General features: G+C 65.1%; 16 protein-coding genes. 6 read left to right on the top strand and 10 right to left on the bottom strand.

Annotated elements, in window-relative coordinates; translation table 11 throughout:
- Window positions 1–281: 281 nt before the first annotated feature.
- Complete coding sequence (locus tag HLH25_RS07900; RefSeq protein ID WP_182973529.1) at window positions 282–1307, bottom strand: LacI family DNA-binding transcriptional regulator; 1026 nt, start codon at window positions 1305–1307, stop codon at window positions 282–284.
- A 324-nt stretch (window positions 1308–1631) separates the two neighbouring features.
- Here HLH25_RS07900 and HLH25_RS07895 point away from each other — a divergent pair, with 324 nt between their 5' ends.
- The 3 genes from HLH25_RS07895 to HLH25_RS07885 are packed head-to-tail and all read left to right on the top strand — an operon-like array spanning window position 1632 to window position 5444.
- A complete protein-coding gene (locus tag HLH25_RS07895) occupies window positions 1632–2324 on the top strand; it encodes a gluconate 2-dehydrogenase subunit 3 family protein (RefSeq protein WP_246401626.1) in 693 nt (230 codons plus the stop codon).
- Window positions 2325–2337: 13 nt separating this feature from the next.
- Window positions 2338–4116 carry a GMC family oxidoreductase gene (locus HLH25_RS07890; RefSeq protein ID WP_182973527.1) on the top strand — a complete coding sequence of 593 codons (1779 nt, stop codon included), beginning with the start codon at window positions 2338–2340 and terminating at the stop codon, window positions 4114–4116.
- A complete protein-coding gene (locus HLH25_RS07885) occupies window positions 4113–5444 on the top strand; it encodes a c-type cytochrome (RefSeq protein WP_375288963.1) in 1332 nt (443 codons plus the stop codon). Before HLH25_RS07890 ends, HLH25_RS07885 begins: the two co-directional genes overlap by 4 nt.
- Before the next feature lie 143 nt (window positions 5445–5587).
- Here HLH25_RS07885 and glyA read toward each other — a convergent pair whose 3' ends face one another.
- Window positions 5588–6886, bottom strand: coding sequence for a serine hydroxymethyltransferase (glyA, locus tag HLH25_RS07880; RefSeq protein WP_182973526.1), 1299 nt, complete (start codon window positions 6884–6886; stop codon window positions 5588–5590).
- A gap of 269 nt (window positions 6887–7155) precedes the next feature.
- On the opposite strand from glyA, the gene HLH25_RS07875 reads away from it, so the two are divergent.
- From HLH25_RS07875 to HLH25_RS07865, 3 genes are all read left to right on the top strand, one after another.
- Entirely contained in the window at window positions 7156–8556 is a 1401-nt protein-coding gene (locus HLH25_RS07875) for an APC family permease (protein ID WP_246401677.1), read from the top strand.
- Window positions 8557–8655: 99 nt separating this feature from the next.
- A complete protein-coding gene (hemB, locus tag HLH25_RS07870; RefSeq protein ID WP_182973524.1) occupies window positions 8656–9651 on the top strand; it encodes a porphobilinogen synthase in 996 nt (331 codons plus the stop codon).
- A gap of 173 nt (window positions 9652–9824) precedes the next feature.
- Complete coding sequence (locus HLH25_RS07865; RefSeq protein ID WP_182973523.1) at window positions 9825–10604, top strand: arginyltransferase; 780 nt, start codon at window positions 9825–9827, stop codon at window positions 10602–10604.
- Window positions 10605–10631: 27 nt separating this feature from the next.
- On the opposite strand, the gene parC is transcribed toward HLH25_RS07865, so the two are convergent.
- From parC to proS, 8 genes are all read right to left on the bottom strand, one after another.
- Complete coding sequence (gene parC / locus HLH25_RS07860; RefSeq protein ID WP_182973522.1) at window positions 10632–12851, bottom strand: DNA topoisomerase IV subunit A; 2220 nt, start codon at window positions 12849–12851, stop codon at window positions 10632–10634.
- Window positions 12852–12931: 80 nt separating this feature from the next.
- The gene (gene recO / locus HLH25_RS07855) at window positions 12932–13681 is read right to left on the bottom strand and encodes a DNA repair protein RecO (RefSeq protein WP_182973521.1); all 750 of its coding nucleotides are present in this window, start codon (window positions 13679–13681) and stop codon (window positions 12932–12934) included.
- Between the two features lie 41 nt (window positions 13682–13722).
- Window positions 13723–14628 (bottom strand): translation elongation factor Ts, encoded by a 906-nt coding sequence (tsf, locus tag HLH25_RS07850; RefSeq protein ID WP_182973520.1) that lies wholly within the window; start codon window positions 14626–14628, stop codon window positions 13723–13725.
- Window positions 14629–14745: 117 nt separating this feature from the next.
- The gene (gene rpsB / locus HLH25_RS07845; RefSeq protein WP_182964058.1) at window positions 14746–15534 is read right to left on the bottom strand and encodes a 30S ribosomal protein S2; all 789 of its coding nucleotides are present in this window, start codon (window positions 15532–15534) and stop codon (window positions 14746–14748) included.
- A 168-nt stretch (window positions 15535–15702) separates the two neighbouring features.
- Window positions 15703–19131 carry a DNA polymerase III subunit alpha gene (gene dnaE / locus HLH25_RS07840; RefSeq protein ID WP_182973519.1) on the bottom strand — a complete coding sequence of 1143 codons (3429 nt, stop codon included), beginning with the start codon at window positions 19129–19131 and terminating at the stop codon, window positions 15703–15705.
- 160 nt (window positions 19132–19291) lie between these two features.
- Complete coding sequence (locus tag HLH25_RS07835) at window positions 19292–19993, bottom strand: ABC transporter ATP-binding protein (RefSeq protein ID WP_182973518.1); 702 nt, start codon at window positions 19991–19993, stop codon at window positions 19292–19294.
- Window positions 19986–21236, bottom strand: coding sequence for a lipoprotein-releasing ABC transporter permease subunit (locus HLH25_RS07830; RefSeq protein WP_182973517.1), 1251 nt, complete (start codon window positions 21234–21236; stop codon window positions 19986–19988). Before HLH25_RS07830 ends, HLH25_RS07835 begins: the two co-directional genes overlap by 8 nt.
- A gap of 3 nt (window positions 21237–21239) precedes the next feature.
- On the bottom strand, window positions 21240–22556 hold the full coding sequence (proS, locus tag HLH25_RS07825; protein ID WP_182973516.1) for a proline--tRNA ligase: 1317 nt from the start codon (window positions 22554–22556) through the stop codon (window positions 21240–21242).
- Between the last annotated feature and the right edge of the window lie 300 nt (window positions 22557–22856).

Raw genomic sequence — 22856 nt, 5'->3', positions numbered from 1 at the left:
GATATTTGCGCATGACGGTTCCGTCCGTATCTGATCGTTTCGGCACAATGCCGCCCAACCGGGCGGCATCGTCCCCCCGCGTGTCCAACGATCGCGTAACGCACGGATCTGTACAGGCGGGCAGGACACGGCGCGCAGCCCCGCGGACTGTCGGCAAGGTCCTCCTGCCGGCGATCCAACGCGCACATCCTGCGCGTCGCGGCGGCCGCCCATCGGAGCCGCTCCGTTCCCATGCTCAAAAAGACACGCCCGCCCGGCTGGCCGACTGCGCGGACAGGCTCTTACGGCAGAGGGCCGCCGCAGCTTTCCCTGACCATCAACTGGCCCGATACGAGAACACGCATGCTGGATGCGCGCGGTTCCGTAATCCGGTCCAGCAGCAACCGCGCGGCATTGCGTCCCACCCCGACGGGGTCCGTCACGATGGTCGTCAGGGTGGGGAAGGACGTTGCGGCCTGCGGCAGGTTATCAGCCCCGATCACGGCGAAATCGCGACCGGGCAATTCCCCCTCGGAGAGCAGCCGCCCCATGAGCGACAGCGCAACCATGTCGTTGTAGCAGATCGCGGCATCCGGCGGGGACGCGGACGCCATAAGGCTTTCCAGCGAACCGAAATCGGACAGATTGTCGAGGTCCGTCGGTACGATCAGGTCGCTTTCCAGACAATGACGCCTGAGCGCGCGCTGGAAGCCTTCCAGCCGCTCGCAGGCCGCCGAGTGCACGGGGTTTCCGCCCAGAAAGGCGATTTTCCTGCGTCCATGCCGCACCAGATGCGAAACCGCGAGGTCGGTGCCCCCGGCATAATCCGGCCCCACGTAATCGCCGGCAGTCGGGGACACATGGCGCAGCACCTGCACGTAAGGCAGCCCCGTTTTCTCGATTTCGGAAAGGAGCGTTTCATCACTTCCCACCGCCGGACAGATGATCAGCCCATCCACGCCATGTTCCCGCAGGCGCCAGATCTGGCGCATCTGCCGTTCGATGTTCTCGGCGCTGTTGACCAGAAGCGCCACGATGCCGGCATCGACGAAGACTTCATCAATGCCGATCAGCAGCTTGCTGTAGAAGGGGCTGCCGATATTGCACAGCACCACGCCGATCGTCCCGGTCCTCTGCCGCCGGAGATTGGCGGCGCCCCGGTTGTAGATGTAGCCGAGCTTGTGCATGGCCGCGATCACGCGCTTGCGCGTTTCGGCCGAAACAAGGGGGCTTTCCCGCAACACCAGCGAGGCGGTCGCCCGCGAAACCCCGGCTTCTTCGGCAACCGACTGCAAATTCACCCTTTTCTGACTGCCGCCTGTGCTCACCAGCCTCTCTCCTCTGATTGCGACGGGCCATGAGCATTCAAGCGATGCATTTCAGACAGTCACCTCTTCGTCCGGCGATCATCCCATAGCTCCGGTCATCCGCAAAGGGGCATTCCCCCTCCCTCAAAGACATCGGAAGTGTTGATCATGGTCAGAACGATCCCCAAGAAAGATAAAAATAAAAACAAACCCAAAAAAAGGAACTCAATATCGAAAGACGCATAAAAATTTCGCGAGCATGGCGCCCTATACACAGAGACATCTGCTGAGCGTCATCCAAAACCCACCGTGTGTATTTTTTATGAGATGGAGTCCACAATGAAAATGCCCTCACCGACCCGGCGCCACTTCATCGGCGGCCTCCTGGGGTCCGCGTCGTTCTGGCTGTACAGCGACCACAAGGTCTGGGCCGATGCGCTCGCCGTCGGCAATGCAGGCCCCTATGCCCCGCGCTATTTCAACAAGGAGGAATGGCGCTTCCTGAACGCGGCGTGCGAGCGGATCTACCCGACCGACGCCCACGGTCCCGGCGCGCGCGGCCTCGGCGCCCCCGAGTTCATCGACCGCCAGATGGACACCGCCTATGGACGTGGCGAATTATGGTACATGTCCGGCCCCTTCGTCAGCGCGCCGGCCAATCTCGGCTACCAGCTCTCCCTCCCCCCGCGTGAAGTCTACCGCCAGGGCATCGCGGGCGCCGACGCCTATGTCCGCGCGCACCATGACGGCCGCAGCTTCGCCGACCTCGAAACCGCCGAGCAGACGGCCGTCCTGAAAGAGTTCGAACACGGCGAGATGGCGCTGGGCGCCGTTCCGGCACACCTCCTCTTCGAGCAGTTGCGCCAGAACACGCTCGAAGGCGTTTTTTCCGATCCTCTCTACGGCGGCAACAAGGGCCTCGCCGGCTGGACGCTGCTCGGCTTCCCCGGCGCCCGCGCGGATTTCATGGACTGGGTCAACCAGGAAGGCGCCGCCTACCCGTTTGGACCCGTCTCGATTTCCGGCGAAACAGCCTAAGGATTTTCATATCATGACCACGAAGAAGACCGACGCCATCGTGATCGGCGCAGGCTGGGCAGGATCGATTCTTGCCAAGGAACTGACCGAAGCCGGCCTCTCGGTCACCGTCCTGGAACGCGGGGAAGATCGCGCCACGGCCGTGGAAGGCGATTACCCCACCTCCATCGACGAACTCCGCGGCGCCATCCGTCACCGCCTGTTCCAGAATCTCTCGCAATCGACCGTCACCATCCGCAACACGATGGACCAGGACGCGGTGCCCTATCGCCGGCTCGCGGCCTTCCTCCCCGGCGAAGGCGTCGGCGGGGCCGGGCTGCACTGGTCGGGGGTCCATTTCCGCGTCGCGCCCGACGACCTGGCCCTGCGCACCAACGTCATCGCCCGATACGGCAAGAATTTCATTCCCGAAGGCATGAACCTTCAGGATTACGACGTGACGTATGAAGAGCTGGAGCCCTTCTTCGACAAGGCGGAGAAAGTCTTCGGCACGTCGGGCGAGCCCTACACCATCAAGGGCAAGGTCGCCGGCACCGGCAACCCCTTCGCCCCCGACCGCTCCGACGCCTTCCCCCTGCCGGCGATGAAAGATGTCTATTCCGCCACGGTTTTCAAGAAGGCGGCGGCCAATGTCGGCTATCATCCCTATTCCCTGCCGGCGGCCAACGCCTCGGCCCAATATACCAACCCCTACGGCGTGCAGATGGGGCCGTGCAATTTCTGCGGATATTGCAGCGGGTACGACTGCTACATGTATTCCAAGGCGTCGCCCAACGTGAACATCCTGCCCGCCCTGCGCCAGGATCCGAAATTCACGCTGATCACCAAGGCCCACGTCCTGAAGGTCGATCTCGACAGCGACGGCAAGAAGGCGACCGGCGTCACCTATCTCGACCTGAACACCAACCAGCAGGTCCAGCTCAAGGCCGATCTCGTCATCATCAGCGCCTTCCAGTTCCACAACGTCCATCTCATGCTGCTCTCCGGCATCGGCGAGCCCTATGACCCGGTCAAGAACACCGGCACGATCGGGCGGAACTTCGTGTACCAGACCATCACGACCTCCCGCGCCTGGCTGCCCTCCAAGCAGTACACCAACCTGTTCGTGGGCGCCGGCGGCGCGGGTGTCGCCATCGACGATTTCAACAGCATGAATTTCGACCACGGCCCGCTCGGCTTCGTGGGCGGCTCGCCCGTGTGGGTCAACCAGGCCGGCGTCAAGCCGATCGCCGCCGCCATCGGCGGTCCCGCCGGCAACGCCCCGACCTGGGGCGAAGGCTACAAGGACGCGATGGTCGAAACCTACCGCCACTCCCTGACGATCGACGCCCACGGCAGCAACATGGCCTATCGCGATGTCTATCTGGACCTCGATCCGACCTACAAGGATGCTTACGGCCAGGCGCTGCTCCGGATGACCTTCACCTGGAAGGACAACGACATCCGGATGAACCAGTATGTGGTCAGCAAGATCGAGCCGATCATGAAGGAGATGGGCGCGACGCGGTACGCGCTGGGCCATCTCCACGCCAACGAGTTGTTCGATACCCGCCGCTACCAGACGACGCATCTGGGCGGCGGCGCCGTCATGGGCGCCGACCCGAAGACCAGCGCCGTCAACCGCTACCTGCAAAGCTGGGACGTCTCGAACGTCTTCGTCATCGGCGCCAGCGCCTTCCCGCAGGGCATGGGATACAACCCGACCGGCATGGTGGCCGCGCTTGCCTATTGGGCAGCCTATCACATCCGCACGACCTATCTGAAAAACCCCGGCCCCATGGTGCAAGCATGAAACACTGCACGTTCTCCTTCACGACCGCGCTTGGCGCCGCCGCCCTTCTCGTGCTTGGCCACATGCCGCAGGCACGCGCGGACGCATCGGCGGATCTGGTCGCCAAGGGGCGCTACGTCGCGGAAGCCTCGGATTGCAGTGCCTGCCACACCATCAAGGGCGGCAAGCCCTACGGGGGCGGCATGGAATTCAAGCTCCCTATTGGATCGATCTACTCATCCAACATCTCGCCCGACCCGGCTCATGGCATCGGCACCTATTCCGAGGCCGAGTTCGCCCGCGCGGTGCGTGAGGGCGTCCGCAAGGACGGCGCCAGCCTCTATCCGGCCATGCCGTTCCCGTCCTATGCCCGCATGAGCGACAGCGACATCCACGCGCTCTACGTCTATTTCATGAAAGGCGTGCAGCCGGTCGCCCAGGCGGCTCCCGCCAACGGCATCCCCTGGCCCATGTCGATGCGCTGGCCGATGATTTTCTGGCGCGCGGTCTTCGCCCCGTCCGTCGCGTCGGCACAGAAAGATGTCAACCGCACTTTCCCCACGCCCGCCATCGCGCGCGGCGCCTATCTGGTGGAAGGCCCCGGCCATTGCGGCGCCTGTCATTCTCCGCGCGGCATCGCCTTGCAGGAGAAGGCCCTGTCCGCCAGTTCGGGCACGGCATTCCTGTCGGGCGGCGCGCCGATCGACGGTTTCGTGCCGACCAGCCTGCGCCAGGACCAGCGCACCGGCCTGGCTTCCTGGTCCGAGGATGACATCGTCGCGTTCCTGTCCACCGGGCGGAACCTGAAAGGCGAATCGTTCGGCGGCATGACCGACGCCGTCTATCACGGCACGCAGCATCTCAGCCCGGAGGATTTGCGCGCCATGGCGCAGTATCTCCGCTCCCTCCAGCCCAACAGCCCGAACGCGGCGGCATGGCGGTATGACCCGGCGGCCGCGACCGCCCTGCAACACGGCGATGCCTCGGCGCGCGGGGCCAAGGTGTATGTCGATCATTGCGCCGCCTGCCACCGCACGGACGGCCACGGCTACGCTCCGGCCTTCCCGCCGCTCGCCGGCAACCCGGTGGTCATGAGCGAGCAGCCGGATTCCCTGGTCCACGTCGTCCAGAGCGGCGCGGCCCTTCCGGGCATGACCAAGGCACCGTCGGCCTTCGTCATGCCGTCCTACAGCCAGATGCTCAGCGCGCAGCAGATCGCGGACGTGGTGACATTCATCCGTGGCGCCTGGGGCAACAACGCCTCCCCCGTCGATGCCGCGACGGTCGCCAGCCTGCAAAAATCCGCTCCCCCGCGGGTGCTGGACGAAAAACCCGTGCCGCTGAACTGAACCGGCGGAAACAGGCCCGAAGGTGCCCGGCACGGTCTCCGGGCACCGAAAGGCGGCGGCAAACGCCCAAAAAAAGAAACGGGCGCCGGATCATCTCCGGCGCCCGTTTCCGTTTCAGAATCCGGAGAAAATCCGGGGACAATTCAGCGATAGATCGGGAAACGGGCGCAGAGCGCCTTCACCTTCTCATGCACCGCCTGCTCGGTCTCGGTGCATCCCTCGTCGCCCTTCTCGGCCACGGCGGTCAGAACCTCGTCGATCATCTCGCCGATCGCCCGAAACTCCGCCACGCCGAACCCGCGCGCCGTGGCGGCCGGGCTGCCCAGACGGATGCCCGAGGTCACCGCCGGCTTTTCCGGGTCGAACGGCACGGCATTCTTATTCGCCGTGATGCCCGCCCGCTCCAGGGCGCGCTCGGCGGCCCGGCCGGTCACCTTCTTGGGGCGCAGGTCCACCAGCAGCAGATGGCTGTCGGTGCCGCCGGTCACGATGTCGAAGCCCCGCGCCAGCAGCGTCTCGGCCAGCGCGTTGGCATTGGCCGCCACCGCTTCCTGATAGGTGCGGAATTCCGGCTGAAGCGCCTCGCCGAACGCCACCGCCTTGCCGGCGATCACATGCATCAGCGGGCCGCCCTGAAGGCCGGGGAACACCGCAGAATTGATCTTCTTCGCAAGGTCGGCGTCATTGGTCAGGATCAGCCCGCCACGCGGCCCGCGCAGCGTCTTGTGCGTGGTGCTGGTTACGACATGGGCGTGCGGCACCGGCGAGGGATACAGCCCGGCCGCCACCAGCCCGGCGAAATGGGCCATGTCGACCATCAGATAGGCCCCGACCTCATCGGCGATGGCGCGGAAGCGCGCGAAGTCGATCACGCGCGGATAGGCCGAGCCACCGGCCACGATCAGCTTCGGCCGCTCGGCGCGGGCCAGGCGCTCCATCTCCTCGTAATCCAGCAGGCCATCCTCGCGGCGCACGCCATACTGCACCGCATTGAACCATTTGCCGGAATAGTTCGGCGCGGCCCCGTGCGTCAGGTGCCCGCCGGCGGCCAGGCTCATGCCCAGGATCGTGTCGCCGGGGCTGACCAGCGCCATGAAGGCGGCCTGGTTGGCATTGGCGCCGGAATGCGGCTGCACATTGGCGAACCCGGCCCCGAACAGCGTCTTCACCCGCTCGATCGCCAGCGCCTCGACCTTGTCCACCTCGACGCAGCCGCCGTAATAGCGCCGGCCCGGATAGCCCTCGGCATATTTGTTGGTCAGGACGCTGCCCTGGGCGTCCAGCACGGCCTGCGAAACCATGTTCTCACTGGCGATCAGTTCGATCCCGTCGCGCTGCCGCTCCAGTTCACCGGCGATCATCCCGGCCACGGCCGGATCGCGCTCGGAAAGGGGGGCACGGAAATAGGACTGCAACCCGCTCTGGCTCAACTGGTCCGGCATCGTTATATTCTCCAAAACTTTCGTACAACGCCTTTAGCCGGTCCCCGGAAAAGTTCCCATGGCCCCCGTCCGCGCGTCATTGCAATTTTGCGCATTCTAGCGTCTCCACCCCGGCGAGGCCACACGCCGAATAACCGATATCCTCCCGCCGACCGCCCAGCGACCCGGCACATTCCCCTCTCACACCCCCTTCTCAGGAGACGCCCTGCATGGCGCAGCCGCCCGTTACTCAGTCCAGCTCGAGCCTGCTCCGCCGCAAACGAATCGAAATGCCTTCCGACAGCGAGGGTCTGCGCAGGGTTCTCGGCCCGGCCAGCCTGATCGCGCTGGGCGTCGGCTGCACCATCGGCGCCGGCCTGTTCTCGCTGACCGGTATCGCCGCGTCGGAAAACGCCGGCCCCGCCGTGGTGCTGTCCTACATCATCGCCGCCATCGCCTGCGGCTTCGCCGGCCTGTGCTACAGCGAGCTGGCCAGCATGATCCCGATCGCGGGCAGCGCCTACAGCTATGCCTACATGGCGCTGGGCGAGGTCGTCGCCTGGATCATCGGCTGGGACCTGGTGCTGGAATATGCCGTCGGCGCCGCCGCCGTCTCGGTCAGTTGGTCGCGCTACGTCTCGTCGCTGCTCGGCAGTTGGGGGATCTCGCTCCCGCCCAGGTTGCTGGCCTCGCCCTTCGAGACGGTCGCGCTGCCCGACGGCAGCCACGTCACGGGGCTGATGAACATGCCGGCGGCCTTCATCATCTGCGTCGTGTCCGCGCTGCTGATCCGCGGCGTGTCCGAATCGGCGCGGGTCAATGCCATCATCGTGGTGGTGAAGCTGGCGATCATCATCGCCGTCGTCGCGTTCGGCCTGCCCTATATCAAGACGGCGAACTACGTCCCCTTCATCCCGGACAACACCGGCACGTTCGGCCATTTCGGCTTCTCCGGCATCATGCGCGCCGCCGGCACCATCTTCTTCGCCTATGTCGGTTTCGACGCCGTTTCCACGGCGGCGCAGGAAGCCCGCAATCCCGCCCGCGACATGCCGATCGGCATCCTGGGCAGCCTGGTGATCTGCACCATCGCCTATGTCCTGTTCTCGCTCGTGCTGACCGGTCTGGTGAATTACAAGGACATGCTGGGCGATGCCGCCCCGGTCGCCACCGCGATCGACCAGACGCCCTTCAACTGGCTGAAACTGGCCGTGAAGTTCGGCATCATCTGCGGCTTCACCTCGGTGCTGCTGGTGCTGCTGCTGGGCCAGAGCCGCGTCTTCTACGCCATGTCGCGCGACGGGCTGCTGCCGCGCCTGTTCGCCTCCATCCACCCCACCTGGCGCACGCCGTGGTATTCCAACCTGCTGTTCATGGTCCTGACCGGCGCGCTGGCGGCGTTCCTGCCGATCGACCAGCTCGCGCACATGACCTCGATCGGCACCCTGCTGGCCTTCGTCATCGTCTGTATCGGCGTCATGTTCCTGCGCCGCAGCGCCCCGGACATGGAGCGCCGCTTCCGCGTGCCCGGCGGCCCGATCATTCCCGTCCTCGGCATCGTCTGCTGCTCGGCGGTCATGCTGTCGCTGGACGGTCTCACATGGGTCCGGCTGGCCGTCTGGCTGATCATCGGCATGGTGATCTATTTCGCCTACAGCCGCCGCAACAGCCATCTGGCCAAAGACGCCTGACCGCCACGCGGCCGCCGGGGCACAGCCCCCCGGTGGCCGCGTCTGGCCACGCTGGCGAACGCGTTCCATAATATGCCGGTCATTTCCGGAGACCGCATCATGACGCTCGGCCAGTATCCCACCACCCGTCCGCGCCGCAACCGGCAGGACCCGTTCACCCGTCGCCTGGTTGCCGAGACGACACTGACGGTCGACAATCTGATCTGGCCGATCTTCGTCATGGAAGGCACGGACAGCGAAACCGACGTGGCCTCGATGCCCGGCGTGCGCCGCGTCACGCTGGACCGCCTGGCCGCCCATGTCGAACCGGCGGCCAGGCTGGACATCCCGGCCCTCGCGCTGTTCCCCATCACCCCCACCAGCCAGCGCGACGAAAAGGGCACCGAGGCCCTCAATCCGGACAATCTGATGTGCCGCGCCGCTCGCCTGCTGAAGCGCGAATTCCCCGAAATGGGCCTGATCGGCGACGTGGCGCTGGACCCTTACACCAGCCACGGGCATGACGGGCTGGTCCGCGACGGCTACGTCGTCAACGACGAATCCGTCGAAATCCTGTCGCGGCAGGCTGTCAACCAGGCGGCGGCGGGCATCGACATCATCGCCCCCTCCGACATGATGGACGGCCGCATCGGCGCCATTCGGCGCGACCTGGACGCCCAGGGGCTGGTCGGCACGCGGATCATGTCCTACGCCGCCAAATATGCCAGCGCCTTCTACGGCCCGTTCCGCGATGCGCTCGGCTCGGGCGGCCTGCTGAAGGGCGACAAGAAGACCTATCAGATGGACCCCGCCAACAGCGACGAGGCCCTGCGCGAAGTCGCGCTGGACCTGGCCGAAGGCGCGGACATGGTGATGGTCAAGCCGGGCATGCCCTATCTGGACATCATCCGCCGCGTCCACGACCGCTTCGCCGTCCCCACTTTCGCGTATCAGGTGTCGGGCGAATACGCGATGCTGACCGCCGCCATGGAAAATGGCTGGCTGGACCCGGAGCGCACGATGCTGGAAAGCCTGCTGGCCTTCCGCCGGGCGGGCGCCAACGGCGTGCTGACCTATTTCGCGGTCGAGGCCGCGCGCCGCCTGCGCAACGGCTAAGCCGCGTCATGCGCATGTCACAAATCGTCATTCCCATGGCGGTTTGTGATGCAAGGCGGCGGCTTTGCCGTTACCATCGGTCCTGACCGCTGCCTCGCGACGCGCAGGTTCAACGTACGGGGCCGCTGTCACCGTCGGCCCATATGGGGCGCTGGAGCCAGTCGAGGAGGCGTATGACCTATACATCGCCGCGTCGTCCGCAGCTTTTCTACACGACCGCCCCCATGCCATGCCCCTATGTATCCGGCCGCATGGAGCGCAAGGTCGTGACCGACATCGGCGGCCCGGACGCCGAACGGCTGCACAACCGCCTGTCCCGCGCCGGCTTTCGCCGCAGCCACACCATCGCCTATGCACCGGTGTGCCCGTCATGCAATGCCTGCGTCCCCATCCGGGTGCCGGTCGCGACCTTCAGCCCGGACCGGACGCAACGCCGCACCCTGCGCCGCAACGCGACGATCGAAGGGTTCGAAGTCCCGGCCCACGCCACGACCGAACAGTTCGTCCTGTTCCAGCGCTACCAGTTCGCCCGCCATGCGGAAGGCGATATGGCGGGCATGAATTTCTACGATTACCGCGCGATGATCGAGGATACGCCGGTCGATACGGCCATGGTCGAGTTCCGCACCCAGGAAGACCAGCTCGTCTGCGTCAGCCTGATCGACCGGATGGATGACGGGCTGTCGGCGGTCTACAGCTTCTTCGACCCCGGCATGGAAGACCACTCGCTGGGGTCCTACGCCATCATGCACCTGATCGCGCATGCCGGCCGCCTCGGCCTGCCCTACCTGTATCTGGGCTACTGGATTCGCGACAGCGCCAAGATGGCCTATAAATCCCGCTTCCGCCCGGCGGAAATCCTCCATCACGGCAGTTGGACGGCGCTCGACCTCGCCAACCTACCGGCCCAAGGCAGCAACGCGCCCCGCTTCCCGGTCAGCCTGCCGGAATAGCGGGGCGCGCCGGCTTCCCGCCCGGCCTCACGCCTTCGGCTTGGGCTTCCGGGTCGCCCATGCAGGTGCCGCGCGGCCGACATCCGCCCGCTTGCCCAGATAATCGCGAAAATCGGCGAAGCCACGCACGCGCGCCGGATCGGGCCAGGCCACGCCGGCCGTCGATGAGAGGATGCAGGCATCCAGTAGCCCACCGTCCTTGTATTTCTGCAAGGCGACGCCGAGTCCCCGCGCCATTTCCGGCAACTGCGCCACCGGAAAGACCAGCATGCGGTGATTCTGGCCCAGCACCACCACATGGTCGCCCTCAACCGGCAGGCAGATGCGCGCGCTCTCATCGTCCTTCAGGTTCAGCACCTGCCGCCCGGTGCGCTTTTCCGCCACCATGTCCTCATCGCGCACCACAAGGCCACGCCCGGAACTGGAGGCCAGAAGGTGTCGTCCGCCCTCGCGTACAGGGAACACCGCCACCACATCCTCGTCGTTCGACAGATCGGCCAGCAGGCGGATCGGCTGGCCATCGCCACGCCCACGCGGCAGATCGGCGGCCCGCAGCGTAAAGGCCCGCCCATCGGTCGCGAAGAAGCACAGCCGATCGGTGGACTGGCATTCCACCGCGAGGCGGAACCTGTCCCCCTCCTTGAATTTCTGGGCCGCCGGATCGACCGCATGGCCCTTGACGGTCTTGACCCACCCGTTCGCCGACATGATCAGGGTCAGCGGCTCGCGCTCCACGGCCTCCACCACCGACACGTCGATGGCACGCGGCGGGTCCGCCAGTTCAGTGCGCCGCGCACCCAGCTTGCCACCGCCGAACGCCTTGCGGATCTCCTTGATTTCCCCGGTGATCGTCTTCCAGCGCAGGGCCTCGCTCTCCAGCAGGTCATTCAGGCCCGCGCGCTCGGCACTCAGCTCGGCATGCTCCTTGCGGATCTCGATCTCTTCCAGCCGGCGCAGGCTGCGCAGCCGCATGTTCAAAACCGAATCCGCCTGCAACTCGGTCAGCGAGAACGTGGCCATCAGCCCGGCCTTCGCATCATCCTCTTCGCGGATGATGCGAATCACCTCGTCAAGATTGAGGTAGACAGCCAGGAAACCGTCCAGAATCTCCAGCCGGCGATCCACCGCCTGCAACCGATGGCGACTGCGCCGTTGCAGCACCTCATGCCGGTGGTCCAGCCACGCCTGCAACACCGCGCGCAGATCGCGCACGCCGGGCACCCGGTCGGCCCCCAGCACATTCATGTTCAGGCCGAAGCGGCTTTCCAGCGGCGTGGCGCGGAACAGCGTCTCCATCAGCACTTCAGGCTCGACGCCGCGCGATTTCGGCTCCAGCACCAGCCGAATGTCGGTGGTGCTCTCGTCGCGGATATCGCCCAGAAGCGGCAGCTTCTTCTGCTCCATCAGATCGGCGATCAACTCGATCAGGCGCGATTTCTGCACCTGATACGGAATTTCCGTCACCACGATCTGCCAGGTGCCGAAGCGCCCCGGCTCCACCGCCCAGCGGGCACGGATGCGAATGCTGCCGCGCCCGGTCTCATAGGCCTGCAACAGCGTCTCGCGATCTTCCACAATGACGCCGCCGGTCGGAAAATCCGGTCCAGGCATCAGGGCCATCAGGTCCGCCACGCTGGAATCGGGCTTGCGGACCAGCAGCATCGCCGCGTCGCAGATCTCGCCGACATTATGGGGCGGAATATTGGTGGCCATGCCCACCGCGATTCCCGCGGCCCCATTGGCCAGCAGGTTCGGAAAGGCCGCCGGCATGACGACGGGCTCTTCTTCCTCGCCATCGTAGGTCGGGCGGAAATCGACCGAATCCTCGTCGATTCCCTGCAACAGCGCACGCGCGACCTCGGTCATCCGGGCTTCGGTGTACCGCATGGCCGCCGCGTTATCGCCGTCGATCGAGCCGAAATTCCCCTGCCCTTCGACCAGCGGGTACCGCACGGCAAAATCCTGCGCCAGCCGCACCAGCGCCTCATAGACCGAGGCATCGCCATGCGGATGGTATTTACCGATCACGTCGCCGACGACACGGGCGCATTTCTTGAACCCGGAACTCGGGTCCAGCCGCAACTGCCGCATCGCGTATATCATGCGCCGATGCACCGGCTTCAGCCCGTCGCGCACGTCGGGCAGCGACCGCGACATGATGGTGGACATCGCATAGGCCAGATAGCGCTCGCTCAACGCCTCCGCGAGGGGGGTCTCCTCGATATGGCCACTGGTTTCCACTGACATGCGCGCTCCTCCTGTCCGGGGGGAACAGATAGAGAAAAGACAGGATTTGTCCATCACGCGGATGAATGGCGAACGAACGATCAGGCCGTAGCCGCCAGCGCCCCGATCATATCCACCAGCCGCAGACGCGCCGCCGGCAGCGGCCGATGATGCTGGCCGAAGGCGTCGCGTGCCAGGAAATACCCCGTCAGCCGCAACCCATCCTGCCAGTCGATGCTGGTGCCGGGGTCGGTCTCATCCATAAAAAGAGGCGGCAGACGCAGCAGGCGCGGTCGCCACGTCCCGGCCCCCGCGTCGCTGACCGCCCGTCCAGTCCGGGGCGACACCCAGGCCAGCCCCTCCGTCGCCCCCGTGACCGCACAGGCCGACAGATCAAGGCCATAACCCAGATCACTCAGCAGACAGGCCTCCCACCGCAACAGGGCCGCCATGCCGTTCCACGCCGCCATATCGGGGTCGAGGCTGATCAGGGCAAAGAAACGGGTCAGAAGATGGAAGATGCGAGGATGGGGCTCCCGTTCCGGCAGGCCGCCATCCGCCACCGCACAGACCGAGGCCAGCATGGCCAGAGCCAGCGGGGCGGACATCACCCGCGCCGCCGACCCATGCACCAGTTCGCCGGAGAGATTGCCCAATTGCTCGGGCAGACGTCCACGCCAAACGGCCCGGACCAGATTACCGGGCTGCCACAAGGCCCGCCCGGCGCGCGCGGCCCCACCGCGCGACAGACCGTGGAACAATCCATGTTCCTCGGTCAGCAGATGAACGATTGCGCTGCTCTCCCCGTACGGGGCCGCAGACAGCACAAGGGCGGGTGCCTCCCATTCCATCAGGAAGGCCCCGCCCCGTTCATGCCGTTACCGGGCGTCGATCAGCCGCCAGCGGCCTTCGCGACTTCAGCCGCGAAGTCGTTCTCTTCCTTCTCGATGCCTTCACCGAGTTGGAAGCGCTCGAAGCCGTTCAGCTTCGCACCGGCCTTCTCGACGACCGCGCGCACGCGGCTCTCGCCGTCATGCACCCACACCTGCTCCAGAAGAACGACTTCCTCGTAGAACTTGCGGATACGGCCATCGACCATCTTCTCGATGATCGCCTCGGGCTTGCCCGACGCACGCGCCTGCTCGACCAGCACAGCGCGCTCACGCTCCAGCGAAGCCGGATCGACGCTGTCGATATCCAGCGCGGCCGGGCGGGTCGCGGCGACATGCATGCCGATCTGGCGGCCCAGCGTCTCCAGCGCCTCGCTCTCGGACGGCGCTTCGATGGCGGCGAGAACGCCGATCTTGCCCAGGCCCGGACGCACGGCCGAATGGATGTAGCTGGCCACGACGCCCGACGGCACGCTCAGCACGCGGGCGCGACGGATCGACATGTTCTCGCCGATGGTCGCGATCAGGTGCGTCAGTTCGTCGGCAACCGTGCGGCCGCTCTCGAGCACGACGTCCTTGATCTTCTCCAGATCCTCGCCGGCGACCAGCGCGGCCTTGGCCACGGCCTCGACGAAACTCTGGAAGCTCTCGTTGCGGGCAACGAAATCGGTCTCGGCGTTCACTTCGACGATGGCGGCACGGTTCGGGGCCGAAGCCACGCCAACCAGGCCTTCCGCCGTGACACGGCCCGACTTCTTCGCTGCGGCGGCCAGACCCTTCTTGCGCAGCCAGTCGATGGCCGCTTCGATCTCGCCAGCGGCCTCGTTCAGGGCCTTCTTGCAATCCATCATGCCGGCGCCGGTCTTCTCGCGAAGTTCCTTCACCAGAGCTGCGGTAATCTCCGCCATATCCGTCTCTCCTCAAGGCAGGGGCGCGCCCTGCCTTCCGGCCGGACACGCCCGCGCTTTCATATCGTCAAGACCCCGTCCCGGATGAGCCGGGATCCTTTCAGCGATCCGCCGGGATCAGACCGCCGGGGCGGTCTCGGCTTCCGCTGCTGCCACTTCGGCGGCCGTGTCGATCGGCAGTTCCTCGGCAGCGCCGAAATCCTCGCCCGAGGCGCCCAGCTCGGCCGAAATGCCGTCCAGCACCGCGCCCGACACCAGCTCGCAATACAGGGCGATGGCACGGATGGCGTCGTCGTTGCCCGGAATCGGGAAGGTCACGCCGCGCGGGTCGGAATTGCTGTCCAGGATCGCCACGACCGGAATGCCCAGCTTGTTGGCTTCCTCGACCGCCAGCTTCTCCTTGTTCGTGTCGATCACGAACAGGATGTCCGGCAGGCCGCCCATTTCCTTGATGCCACCCAGCGAGCGCTCGAGCTTCTCGCGGTTGCGGGTGATGTCGAGAATTTCCTTCTTCGTCAGGCCGTGCGTGTCGCCGCTCAGCATGTCGTCGATCTGACGCAGGCGCTTGATCGAACCGGTGATGGTCTTCCAGTTCGTCAGCATGCCGCCCAGCCAGCGATGGTTGACGTAATACTGGCCGGAGCGCTTCGCGGCTTCGGCGATCTGGTCGGCGGCGGCCCGCTTGGTGCCGACGAACAGGACGCGGCCGCCACCGGCAACGGTGTCACGGATCGCCTTGAGGGCGCGGTCCAGCATCGGCACCGTCTGCTGCAGGTCGATGATATGGACCTGGTTGCGCACGCCGAACAGGAACGGCGCCATGCGCGGGTTCCAGCGACGGGTGTGATGGCCGAAATGAACGCCGGCTTCCAGCAGTTGGCGCATGGTGAAATCGGGCATAGCCATGATGGCTGAATCCTTGATCTTCTGGTTGGTCCTCCGCGAGGCCCCCGTCCCGCTCAGGGACACCAGAGGAATTGCCTCGCGTGCGAATTGCCGGTGTCTCCACCGACGGGCGTCCTATGGCCATTTTTGCCCCGCAATGCAAGCGGAGCGTCGCAGAAAACCGCAGCTTCAGCCCTGCTCCACGCGCGCGACACCTGCAACGGCCCGGATCGCCTGGGCCATGCGCGGCGTCACGCGATAGGCGCCGCGCAACGTCACCTCGACATCCCGCGTCTCGGCCACCGACGGCAGCAACACGACCTTGCCCCGCCCACCCCGGCTGTCGGCCAGAATGTCATGGATCGGCGGCACCGCGTCCTCGCGGTCGAACCAGATGCGCAATTCGGCGGCGGCCTCGGCCGCCGCCTGCTCCAGCGAGACCACTTCGCTGGCGGTGATGCGCAACGCCTCCCCATCCAGCCGCAGGTCCGCCGTCACCAGGATCGCGCTGCCGGCGGTCAGGATCTCGCGTGTGCGCGACAGCACCTCGGAAAACAGCGTGACCTCGCATCCCCCGCTGGAATCGGAGAGCCGAACCCAGGCCATCTTGCTGCCGGTGCGCGTCGGCCGCTCCTTGCGGTCGACCACGCATCCCGCGATCTTCACACGGGTCAGCCCAGCCTGGGCCGCGGCCTCCAGCCCCGTCGCCCGCACCGCGCCCAGTCGGCGCAGCAGCGGCCCATAGGAATCCAGCGGATGCGCGGTCAGATGAAAGCCAATCGCCTCGGCCTCCATCCCCAGCCGCTCGAATTCCGGCCAGTCCACCACGTCGGGCAGCCTCAGCGGCTCGGGCTCCGCCGTCGCGCCACCGCCACCGAATAGCCCGATCTGCCCACTGGCCGCTTCTTCCGCCTGTGCGTTTGCCCGCCGCAGCACGGTTTCCGCCGCCGCTGCAACCAGACGGCGGTTGGGCGTAATGGAATCGAAAGCTCCCGCTTTAGCCAGATTCTCGATCTGCATCTTGTTCAACTGTCGCGGATCGACCCGCGCCGCCATGTCAGCCAGGTCGGAGAACGGGCGCCCCCCGCGCGACACCACCAGTGCCTCCATCGCCGAGAAACCGACCTTCTTCACCGCCGCCAGGGCATAGCGAATACCCAGCCGCCCATCGGCCAGCCGCTCGACGGTAAAATCCGGACCTGAAGCGTTGATGTCGGGCGGCAGCACCGGGATGCCCAACCGCTCGGCTTCCTGCCGCAGCGCCGCCAGCTTGTCGGTCTTTTCCCGCGCCAGCGACATACATGCCGCCAGAAAAGGCACCGGATGGTTCGCCTTCATCCACGCCGTCTGGTACGACACCAGGGCGTAGGCTGCGGCATGGGATTTGTTGAACCCATAATCCGCGAACTTGGCCATCAGATCGAAGACCTCGACCGCCTTCTCGCGGTCGATCCCTCGTCCCACCGCGCCTTCGGTGAAGATCTCGCGCTGCGTGTCCATTTCCGCGCGAATCTTCTTGCCCATCGCGCGACGCAGCAGGTCAGCGCCGCCCAGGCTGTAGCCCGCCATTTTCTGGGCAATCTGCATCACCTGCTCCTGGTAGACCATGATGCCGTAGGTCTCTTCCAGGATAGAGCGGATCTCCTCGTGCGGCGGCTCCCACGCTTCGCCATGCTTGCGCCGGCAGTAATCGGGGATATTGGCCATCGGCCCCGGCCGATACAGCGCCACCGCCGCGATCAGATCCTCCAGCCGCGTCGGCCGCATCTGCTTCAGGACGTCGCGCATGCCAGCGCCTTCGAACTGAAACACGCCGCCGGTATCGCCGCGCGCCAGCATCTCGTAGGTCAGCGCATCGTCCAGCGGCAGAGCCGACAGTTCCACCGTCTCCCCCAGCCCCTTGAGAAACTGCACCGCGCGCTGAAGAATCGTCAGCGTCGTCAGGCCCAGGAAGTCGAACTTCACCAGCCCCGCCTGCTCGACGAACTTCATGTTGTACTGCGTCACCAGCATGTCGCTCTTCGGATCGCGATAGAGCGGCACCAGTTCGACAAGCTGCCGGTCGCCAATCACCACGCCGGCGGCATGGGTGCTGGCATGACGATACAGGCCCTCAAGCTGCTGGCCGATCTCCAGCAGGCGGCGAATCGCCTCGTCGTCGTCGCGCATCTCCTGCAACCGAGGCTCGCCCTCGATCGCCTGCTTCAGGGTGACGGGCTTGGCCGGATTGTTCGGAATCAGTTCCGCGACCTTGTTGACCATGCCGAACGGCAGGCCCAGCACGCGCCCGACATCGCGCACCGCCGCCCGAGCCTGCAATTTTCCGAAGGTGATGATCTGCGCCACCCGGTCGGAACCATATTCCCCCCGCACGTAACGGATCACCTCGTCACGCCGGTCCTGACAGAAATCGATATCGAAATCCGGCATCGACACGCGCTCGGGGTTCAGAAACCGCTCGAACAGCAAATTGAAGGGAATCGGGTCGATATCGGTAATCGTCAGCGCCCAGGCGGCCAGCGATCCCGCGCCCGATCCGCGTCCCGGCCCCACCGGAATGTCATGCGCCTTCGCCCACTGGATGAAGTCCGCCACGATCATGAAATAGCCGGGGAACCCCATCTTCGCGATGATATCGAGTTCGAAGGTCAGCCGCTCGCGATAGACCTGCCGCGTCGCGTCGTCCATCGTCATGCGCGCCAGGCGGTTTTCCAGCCCCTCGGCCGCCATCGACCGCAGCGTTTCTTCCTCGGTCGCCCCTGGCTGCACCTTGGGGCACACCGGCAGCAGCGGCTTGCGCGTCTCCACCCGCACCGCGCAACGCCGGGCAATGGCCAGCGTATTGTCGCAGGCCTCCGGCAGGTCGGCGAACAGTTCGCGCATCATCTCGGGCGGCTTGAACCAGTGCTCCGGCGTCACGCGCCAGCGGTCACGCTCGGCGATCGTCCGGCCCTGCGCGATACACAGCAGCGCATCATGCGCCTCATACATTCCCGGATTGGGGAAGAAACATTCATTGGTCGCCACCAGCGGCAGCCCCAGCCGGTCGGCCAGCGCGATCATGCCCGGTTCCACCGCCTGTTCGACCGGCAACCCATGGCGGTGCAGTTCCACCGCCAGCCGGTCGCCAAATGCCTCGTGCAAAGTCTCCAGCAGCCGGGCAGCCTCGTCCTGCTGCCCATCGGCCAGCAGACGGAACAGCGGCCCCCGCGTCCCACCGGTCAGCAGGATCAGCCCTTCGGCGCGTGCGCACAGCGTCTCCAGCGACACGGTCGGTTCGGCGGTATCACCCTGCAGGAACCCCTGCGAGGACAGATATTGCAGGTTCATCAGCCCGATATCGTCCTGCGCCAGCAGTACCACAGGCTCCACAGGCAGGCCCGGCTTGTCTCCGCGCGGCGGCAGAGCAATTTGGCAGCCAATGATCGGCTGCACGCCCTTGCCCGAGCAATATTGCGAAAATTCAAGGGCGCCGAACAGATTGCCCGTATCGGTGATCGCCACCGCCGGCATTCGCATATCCTTCGCCATCCCGGCGATATCCGCCACCCTGATCGCCCCCTGGCTGAGCGAATAGGCGGAATGAACACGAAGATGGACGAAATCGGCGTAGGACATGCCGCAACTGTATCACATGGCCTTCGTTCTTTTTTGAAAAAAGACCCAAAAAACGCCTGACCCGTTCAGGAGCTTTATACTTTCACCTTACAAAGGTCCAAAACCGCAAAAAGTCTTTTTGCTTCTTTTTCTTCAGAAAAAGAAGGTCTTCCCTCGCCCTCTACCGACTCAAACTCAGATCCATCAATTGCCCATCCCGCAGCGTCACCACCCGGTCCATCCGCGCCGCCAGTTCCTCGTTATGGGTCGCAATCAGCGCCGCCACCCCATGTCCCCGCACGATATGCAGCAATTCATCGAACACGGCGCCGGACGTATTCACATCCAGATTTCCCGTCGGTTCGTCGGCCAGCAGAAGGCCCGGCCGGTTGGCCAGGGCACGGGCGATCGCCACACGTTGCTTCTCGCCACCCGACAGCCGCCCCGGCAGATGCTCCAGCCGATGCGCCAACCCGAACGAGCCCAGCAGCGCCTCCCCCCGCACCCGTGCATCGACACGGCGGACACCCGCGATCAATTGCGGCAGCACCACATTCTCAAGCGCCGTAAATTCCGGCAGCAGATGATGCGCCTGATAGACAAAGCCGATCATGCGCCGACGAATCGCCGTCCGTTCCAGGTCGCCCATCCGTCCGGCATCCTGCCCGCCAACAATCACCGCCCCTGCATCCGGCGATTCCAACAGACCCGCCAGATGCAGCAGGGTCGATTTGCCCGTCCCCGAGGGGGCAACCAGCGCCACGATTTCACCCGCCCGCAAGGTCAGGTTCACCCCCCGCAGCACATCCAGCCGCTCGTCACCGCTGCGAAAGGTACGGCAGACATCGCGCAGCACCAGCGGGGTCGCGGATTCATCATTCATGGCGCAGGGCCTCCACCGGATCCGTCCGCGCCGCGCGCCAGGATGGATAAAGCGTCGCGAGCAGCGACAGCACCAGGGCCATACCGATCACCTCGAACACCTGCGGCCACACCAGCTTCGCCGGCAGGCGCTCCAGATAATAGATTTCCGGATTAAACAGATTGGTACCGGTCAGCGATTGCAGGAACCGGCGAATCCGCTCGATATTCAGGCAGAACACGATCCCTATCGCGGTGCCGATCGCCGTCCCCGTCACACCAACCGATGCCCCGCACATCAGAAAGATGCGCATGATCGCACCCCGCGTGGCCCCGATGGTCCGCAACACCGCGATATCGCCCGTCTTGTCCTTCACCATCATGATCAACGACGAAATCACGTTAAACGCCGCAACCAGCACGATCAATGTCAGGATCAGGAAGAGCACGTTCTGCTCCACCTGCACTGCGCCGAAGAACGCATTGTTGCTCTGCGTCCAGTCCAGCACCCGCACTCTCGGATCGCCGACGATCGCCTGCTCGATCGCCTGACGCACCGGGCGCACATTCGTCGGGTCTCGCGTCATCACCTGGATCTGCGTTACCTGCGCCGGCATCTCGAAATAGATTTGCGCCGCCGCCAGCGGCAGAAACACATAACCCAAATTATAATCGTTCATGCCGGCATCAAAGATGCCAACTACATGATAGGCGCGAATGCGCGGCATGGTGCCGAACGGGGTCGCCGCCCCGTTCGGCGAGATCAGCGTGATCTTCGACCCCACCGAGAGCCCCGCCCGTTCCGCCAACGTCACGCCGATAATGATCGCATCATTGCCGACAAACTTGTCCAGCGACCCGGCGACCAGGGAATCGCTGACCTCATGCAGGTCTCGCAGCCCCTGCATGCTCATGCCCCGCACCATCCCGCCCGCGTTGTACGAGCCGGAATTGAGCAGGGCCTGCCCCTCGATCAGCGGCGTCGCCGTCACCACGCCCGGCACTTGCCGCACCGTGGCGGCCAAATCGTCATAATCCCCGATGGTCCGGGCCACGCCGAACAGGCTCAGATCACCATTCAGGCCCAGGATTCGCCCCATCAGGTCGGCCTTGAACCCGTTCATGACCGACATGACGATGATCAGCGTTGCCACGCCCAATGCGATACCGACCAGCGAGAAGATGGCGATGACCGATACGAACCGCTCCCCCTTGCGGGCGCGCAGATACCGGCCGGCAACCGCCCGTTCGAACGGACCGAACATGGATCAGCCCCCGAGAATACGCGCCAGAGCCTCGTCCACCGGCAGTTCCAGGCGCGTGCCATCCGCACGGCGCTTCAGTTCCACCACCCCGTCCTTCGCCCCGCGCGGGCCGACGATGATCTGCCACGGATGCCCCATCAGATCGGCATCGGCAAACTTCACACCCGCACGCTCGCTCCGGTCGTCATACAGGAATGCTCCCGGCGCGGCGGCATAGATCGTCTCACAGATGGCGTCGCATGCCGGGTCGCCCGATTTCAGGTTCAGGATCGCGGCACGGAACGGGGCCACATTGTCGGGCCAGATAATGCCGTTCTCGTCATGGCTGGCCTCGATGATCGCGGCGACCAGACGCGAGACACCGATCCCGTACGAACCCATTTCCGGATAGAGCGGCGCGCCATCCGGCCCGCTGACGGTGATTCCCATCGATTCGGTATATTTGCGGCCGAAATGGAAGATATGGCCGACCTCGATGCCCCTGCCCTCGCGCCGACGCTCAACCGGCACGTCCGCCCAGGCCGCCTCGTCATGCTTCTCGTCCGTCGCGGCATAAAACGAGGTCATGCGGGTAAAGAAGGCATCCAGCGCGTCCCGATCATTGATATCCACCGGTTCCGACAGCCAGTCCTGCGCCTCGAACGCGCTGTCAAAAAACACGCCGCTTTCACCCGTCGGCGCCAGGATCAGGAATTCATGGCTCAGTTCGCCGCCGATCGGCCCGGTATCGGCCACCATCGGAATCGCCTTCACGCCCATCCGCTGGAACGTGCGCAGATAGGCCAGCATCATCCGTCGATAGGAATCGACTGCCGAGGCGTAATCGACGTCGAAACTATAGGCGTCCTTCATCAGGAATTCGCGCCCACGCATCACGCCGAAGCGCGGCCGCACTTCGTCGCGGAACTTCCACTGGATATGGTACAGCGCCTGCGGCAATTCGCGATAGGATTTGATCACCTGCCCGAAGAGGTCGGTAATCATCTCCTCGTTGGTCGGTCCATACAGCAATTCGCGCTCATGCCGGTCCTGGATACGCAGCATTTCCGGGCCATAGGCATCATAGCGGCCCGACCGCTTCCACAACTCGGCCGACTGGACCGTGGGCATCAGCAGTTCCTGCGCCCCGATCGCATCCTGCTCCTCGCGCACGATGCGCGCGATATTTTGCAGCACGCGCCATCCCGCCGGCAACCAGGCATAGATCCCCGCCGCCGTCTGGCGGATCAGCCCGGCCCGCAACATCAGCCGGTGGGAAATGACCTGCGCCTCGGCAGGATTCTCCTTGAGAGTGGGCAGGAAGCCACGCGACAGACGCATACCGTTATCAACCTCGAAAAACCGGCGGAGCGCCGGGTGGATCATTATTCAGGACAAGAGGAATACGCCAGAATCCGCGCCGCCGCCATGTCCGCTAACGCGGCCCGCACGAACACCCAACTGTGAAGGGCCAACGCCGTCCGGTCCCGTTCAACAAGCGCGTGAGGCTGATGACAGGCCAGGTCGGGACACATAAAATACGGCCACCCAATCCGGAGGAAGCGCCGGGTTTAGGGAAAAAACGTCCAGGGCCGGCAGGAAGGGCGACGCGCCCCTTTCTGCCGCAACCCTCATGAAGGA

It is taken from the genome of Gluconacetobacter dulcium (genome assembly GCF_014174165.1).
Classification (GTDB): Bacteria; Pseudomonadota; Alphaproteobacteria; order Acetobacterales; family Acetobacteraceae; genus Gluconacetobacter; species Gluconacetobacter dulcium.
This window is presented reverse-complemented; position numbering and strand designations above follow the sequence as displayed.

Bases quoted from the DNA above. Each gene is read 5' to 3' on its own strand.
- HLH25_RS07895 (WP_246401626.1), top strand. From the start codon at position 1,632: ATGCCCTCACCGACCCGGCGCCACTTCATCGGCGGCCTCCTGGGGTCC.
- HLH25_RS07835 (WP_182973518.1), bottom strand. From the start codon at position 19,993: ATGAATGATGAATCCGCGACCCCGCTGGTGCTGCGCGATGTCTGCCGT.
- HLH25_RS07830 (WP_182973517.1), bottom strand. From the start codon at position 21,236: ATGTTCGGTCCGTTCGAACGGGCGGTTGCCGGCCGGTATCTGCGCGCC.
- recO (WP_182973521.1), bottom strand. From the start codon at position 13,681: ATGGAATGGGAGGCACCCGCCCTTGTGCTGTCTGCGGCCCCGTACGGG.
- parC (WP_182973522.1), bottom strand. From the start codon at position 12,851: ATGTCAGTGGAAACCAGTGGCCATATCGAGGAGACCCCCCTCGCGGAG.
- dnaE (WP_182973519.1), bottom strand. From the start codon at position 19,131: ATGTCCTACGCCGATTTCGTCCATCTTCGTGTTCATTCCGCCTATTCG.
- tsf (WP_182973520.1), bottom strand. From the start codon at position 14,628: ATGGCGGAGATTACCGCAGCTCTGGTGAAGGAACTTCGCGAGAAGACC.
- HLH25_RS07875 (WP_246401677.1), top strand. From the start codon at position 7,156: ATGCCTTCCGACAGCGAGGGTCTGCGCAGGGTTCTCGGCCCGGCCAGC.
- HLH25_RS07890 (WP_182973527.1), top strand. From the start codon at position 2,338: ATGACCACGAAGAAGACCGACGCCATCGTGATCGGCGCAGGCTGGGCA.
- proS (WP_182973516.1), bottom strand. From the start codon at position 22,556: ATGCGTCTGTCGCGTGGCTTCCTGCCCACTCTCAAGGAGAATCCTGCC.
- HLH25_RS07865 (WP_182973523.1), top strand. From the start codon at position 9,825: ATGACCTATACATCGCCGCGTCGTCCGCAGCTTTTCTACACGACCGCC.
- rpsB (WP_182964058.1), bottom strand. From the start codon at position 15,534: ATGGCTATGCCCGATTTCACCATGCGCCAACTGCTGGAAGCCGGCGTT.
- glyA (WP_182973526.1), bottom strand. From the start codon at position 6,886: ATGCCGGACCAGTTGAGCCAGAGCGGGTTGCAGTCCTATTTCCGTGCC.
- HLH25_RS07885 (WP_375288963.1), top strand. From the start codon at position 4,113: ATGAAACACTGCACGTTCTCCTTCACGACCGCGCTTGGCGCCGCCGCC.
- hemB (WP_182973524.1), top strand. From the start codon at position 8,656: ATGACGCTCGGCCAGTATCCCACCACCCGTCCGCGCCGCAACCGGCAG.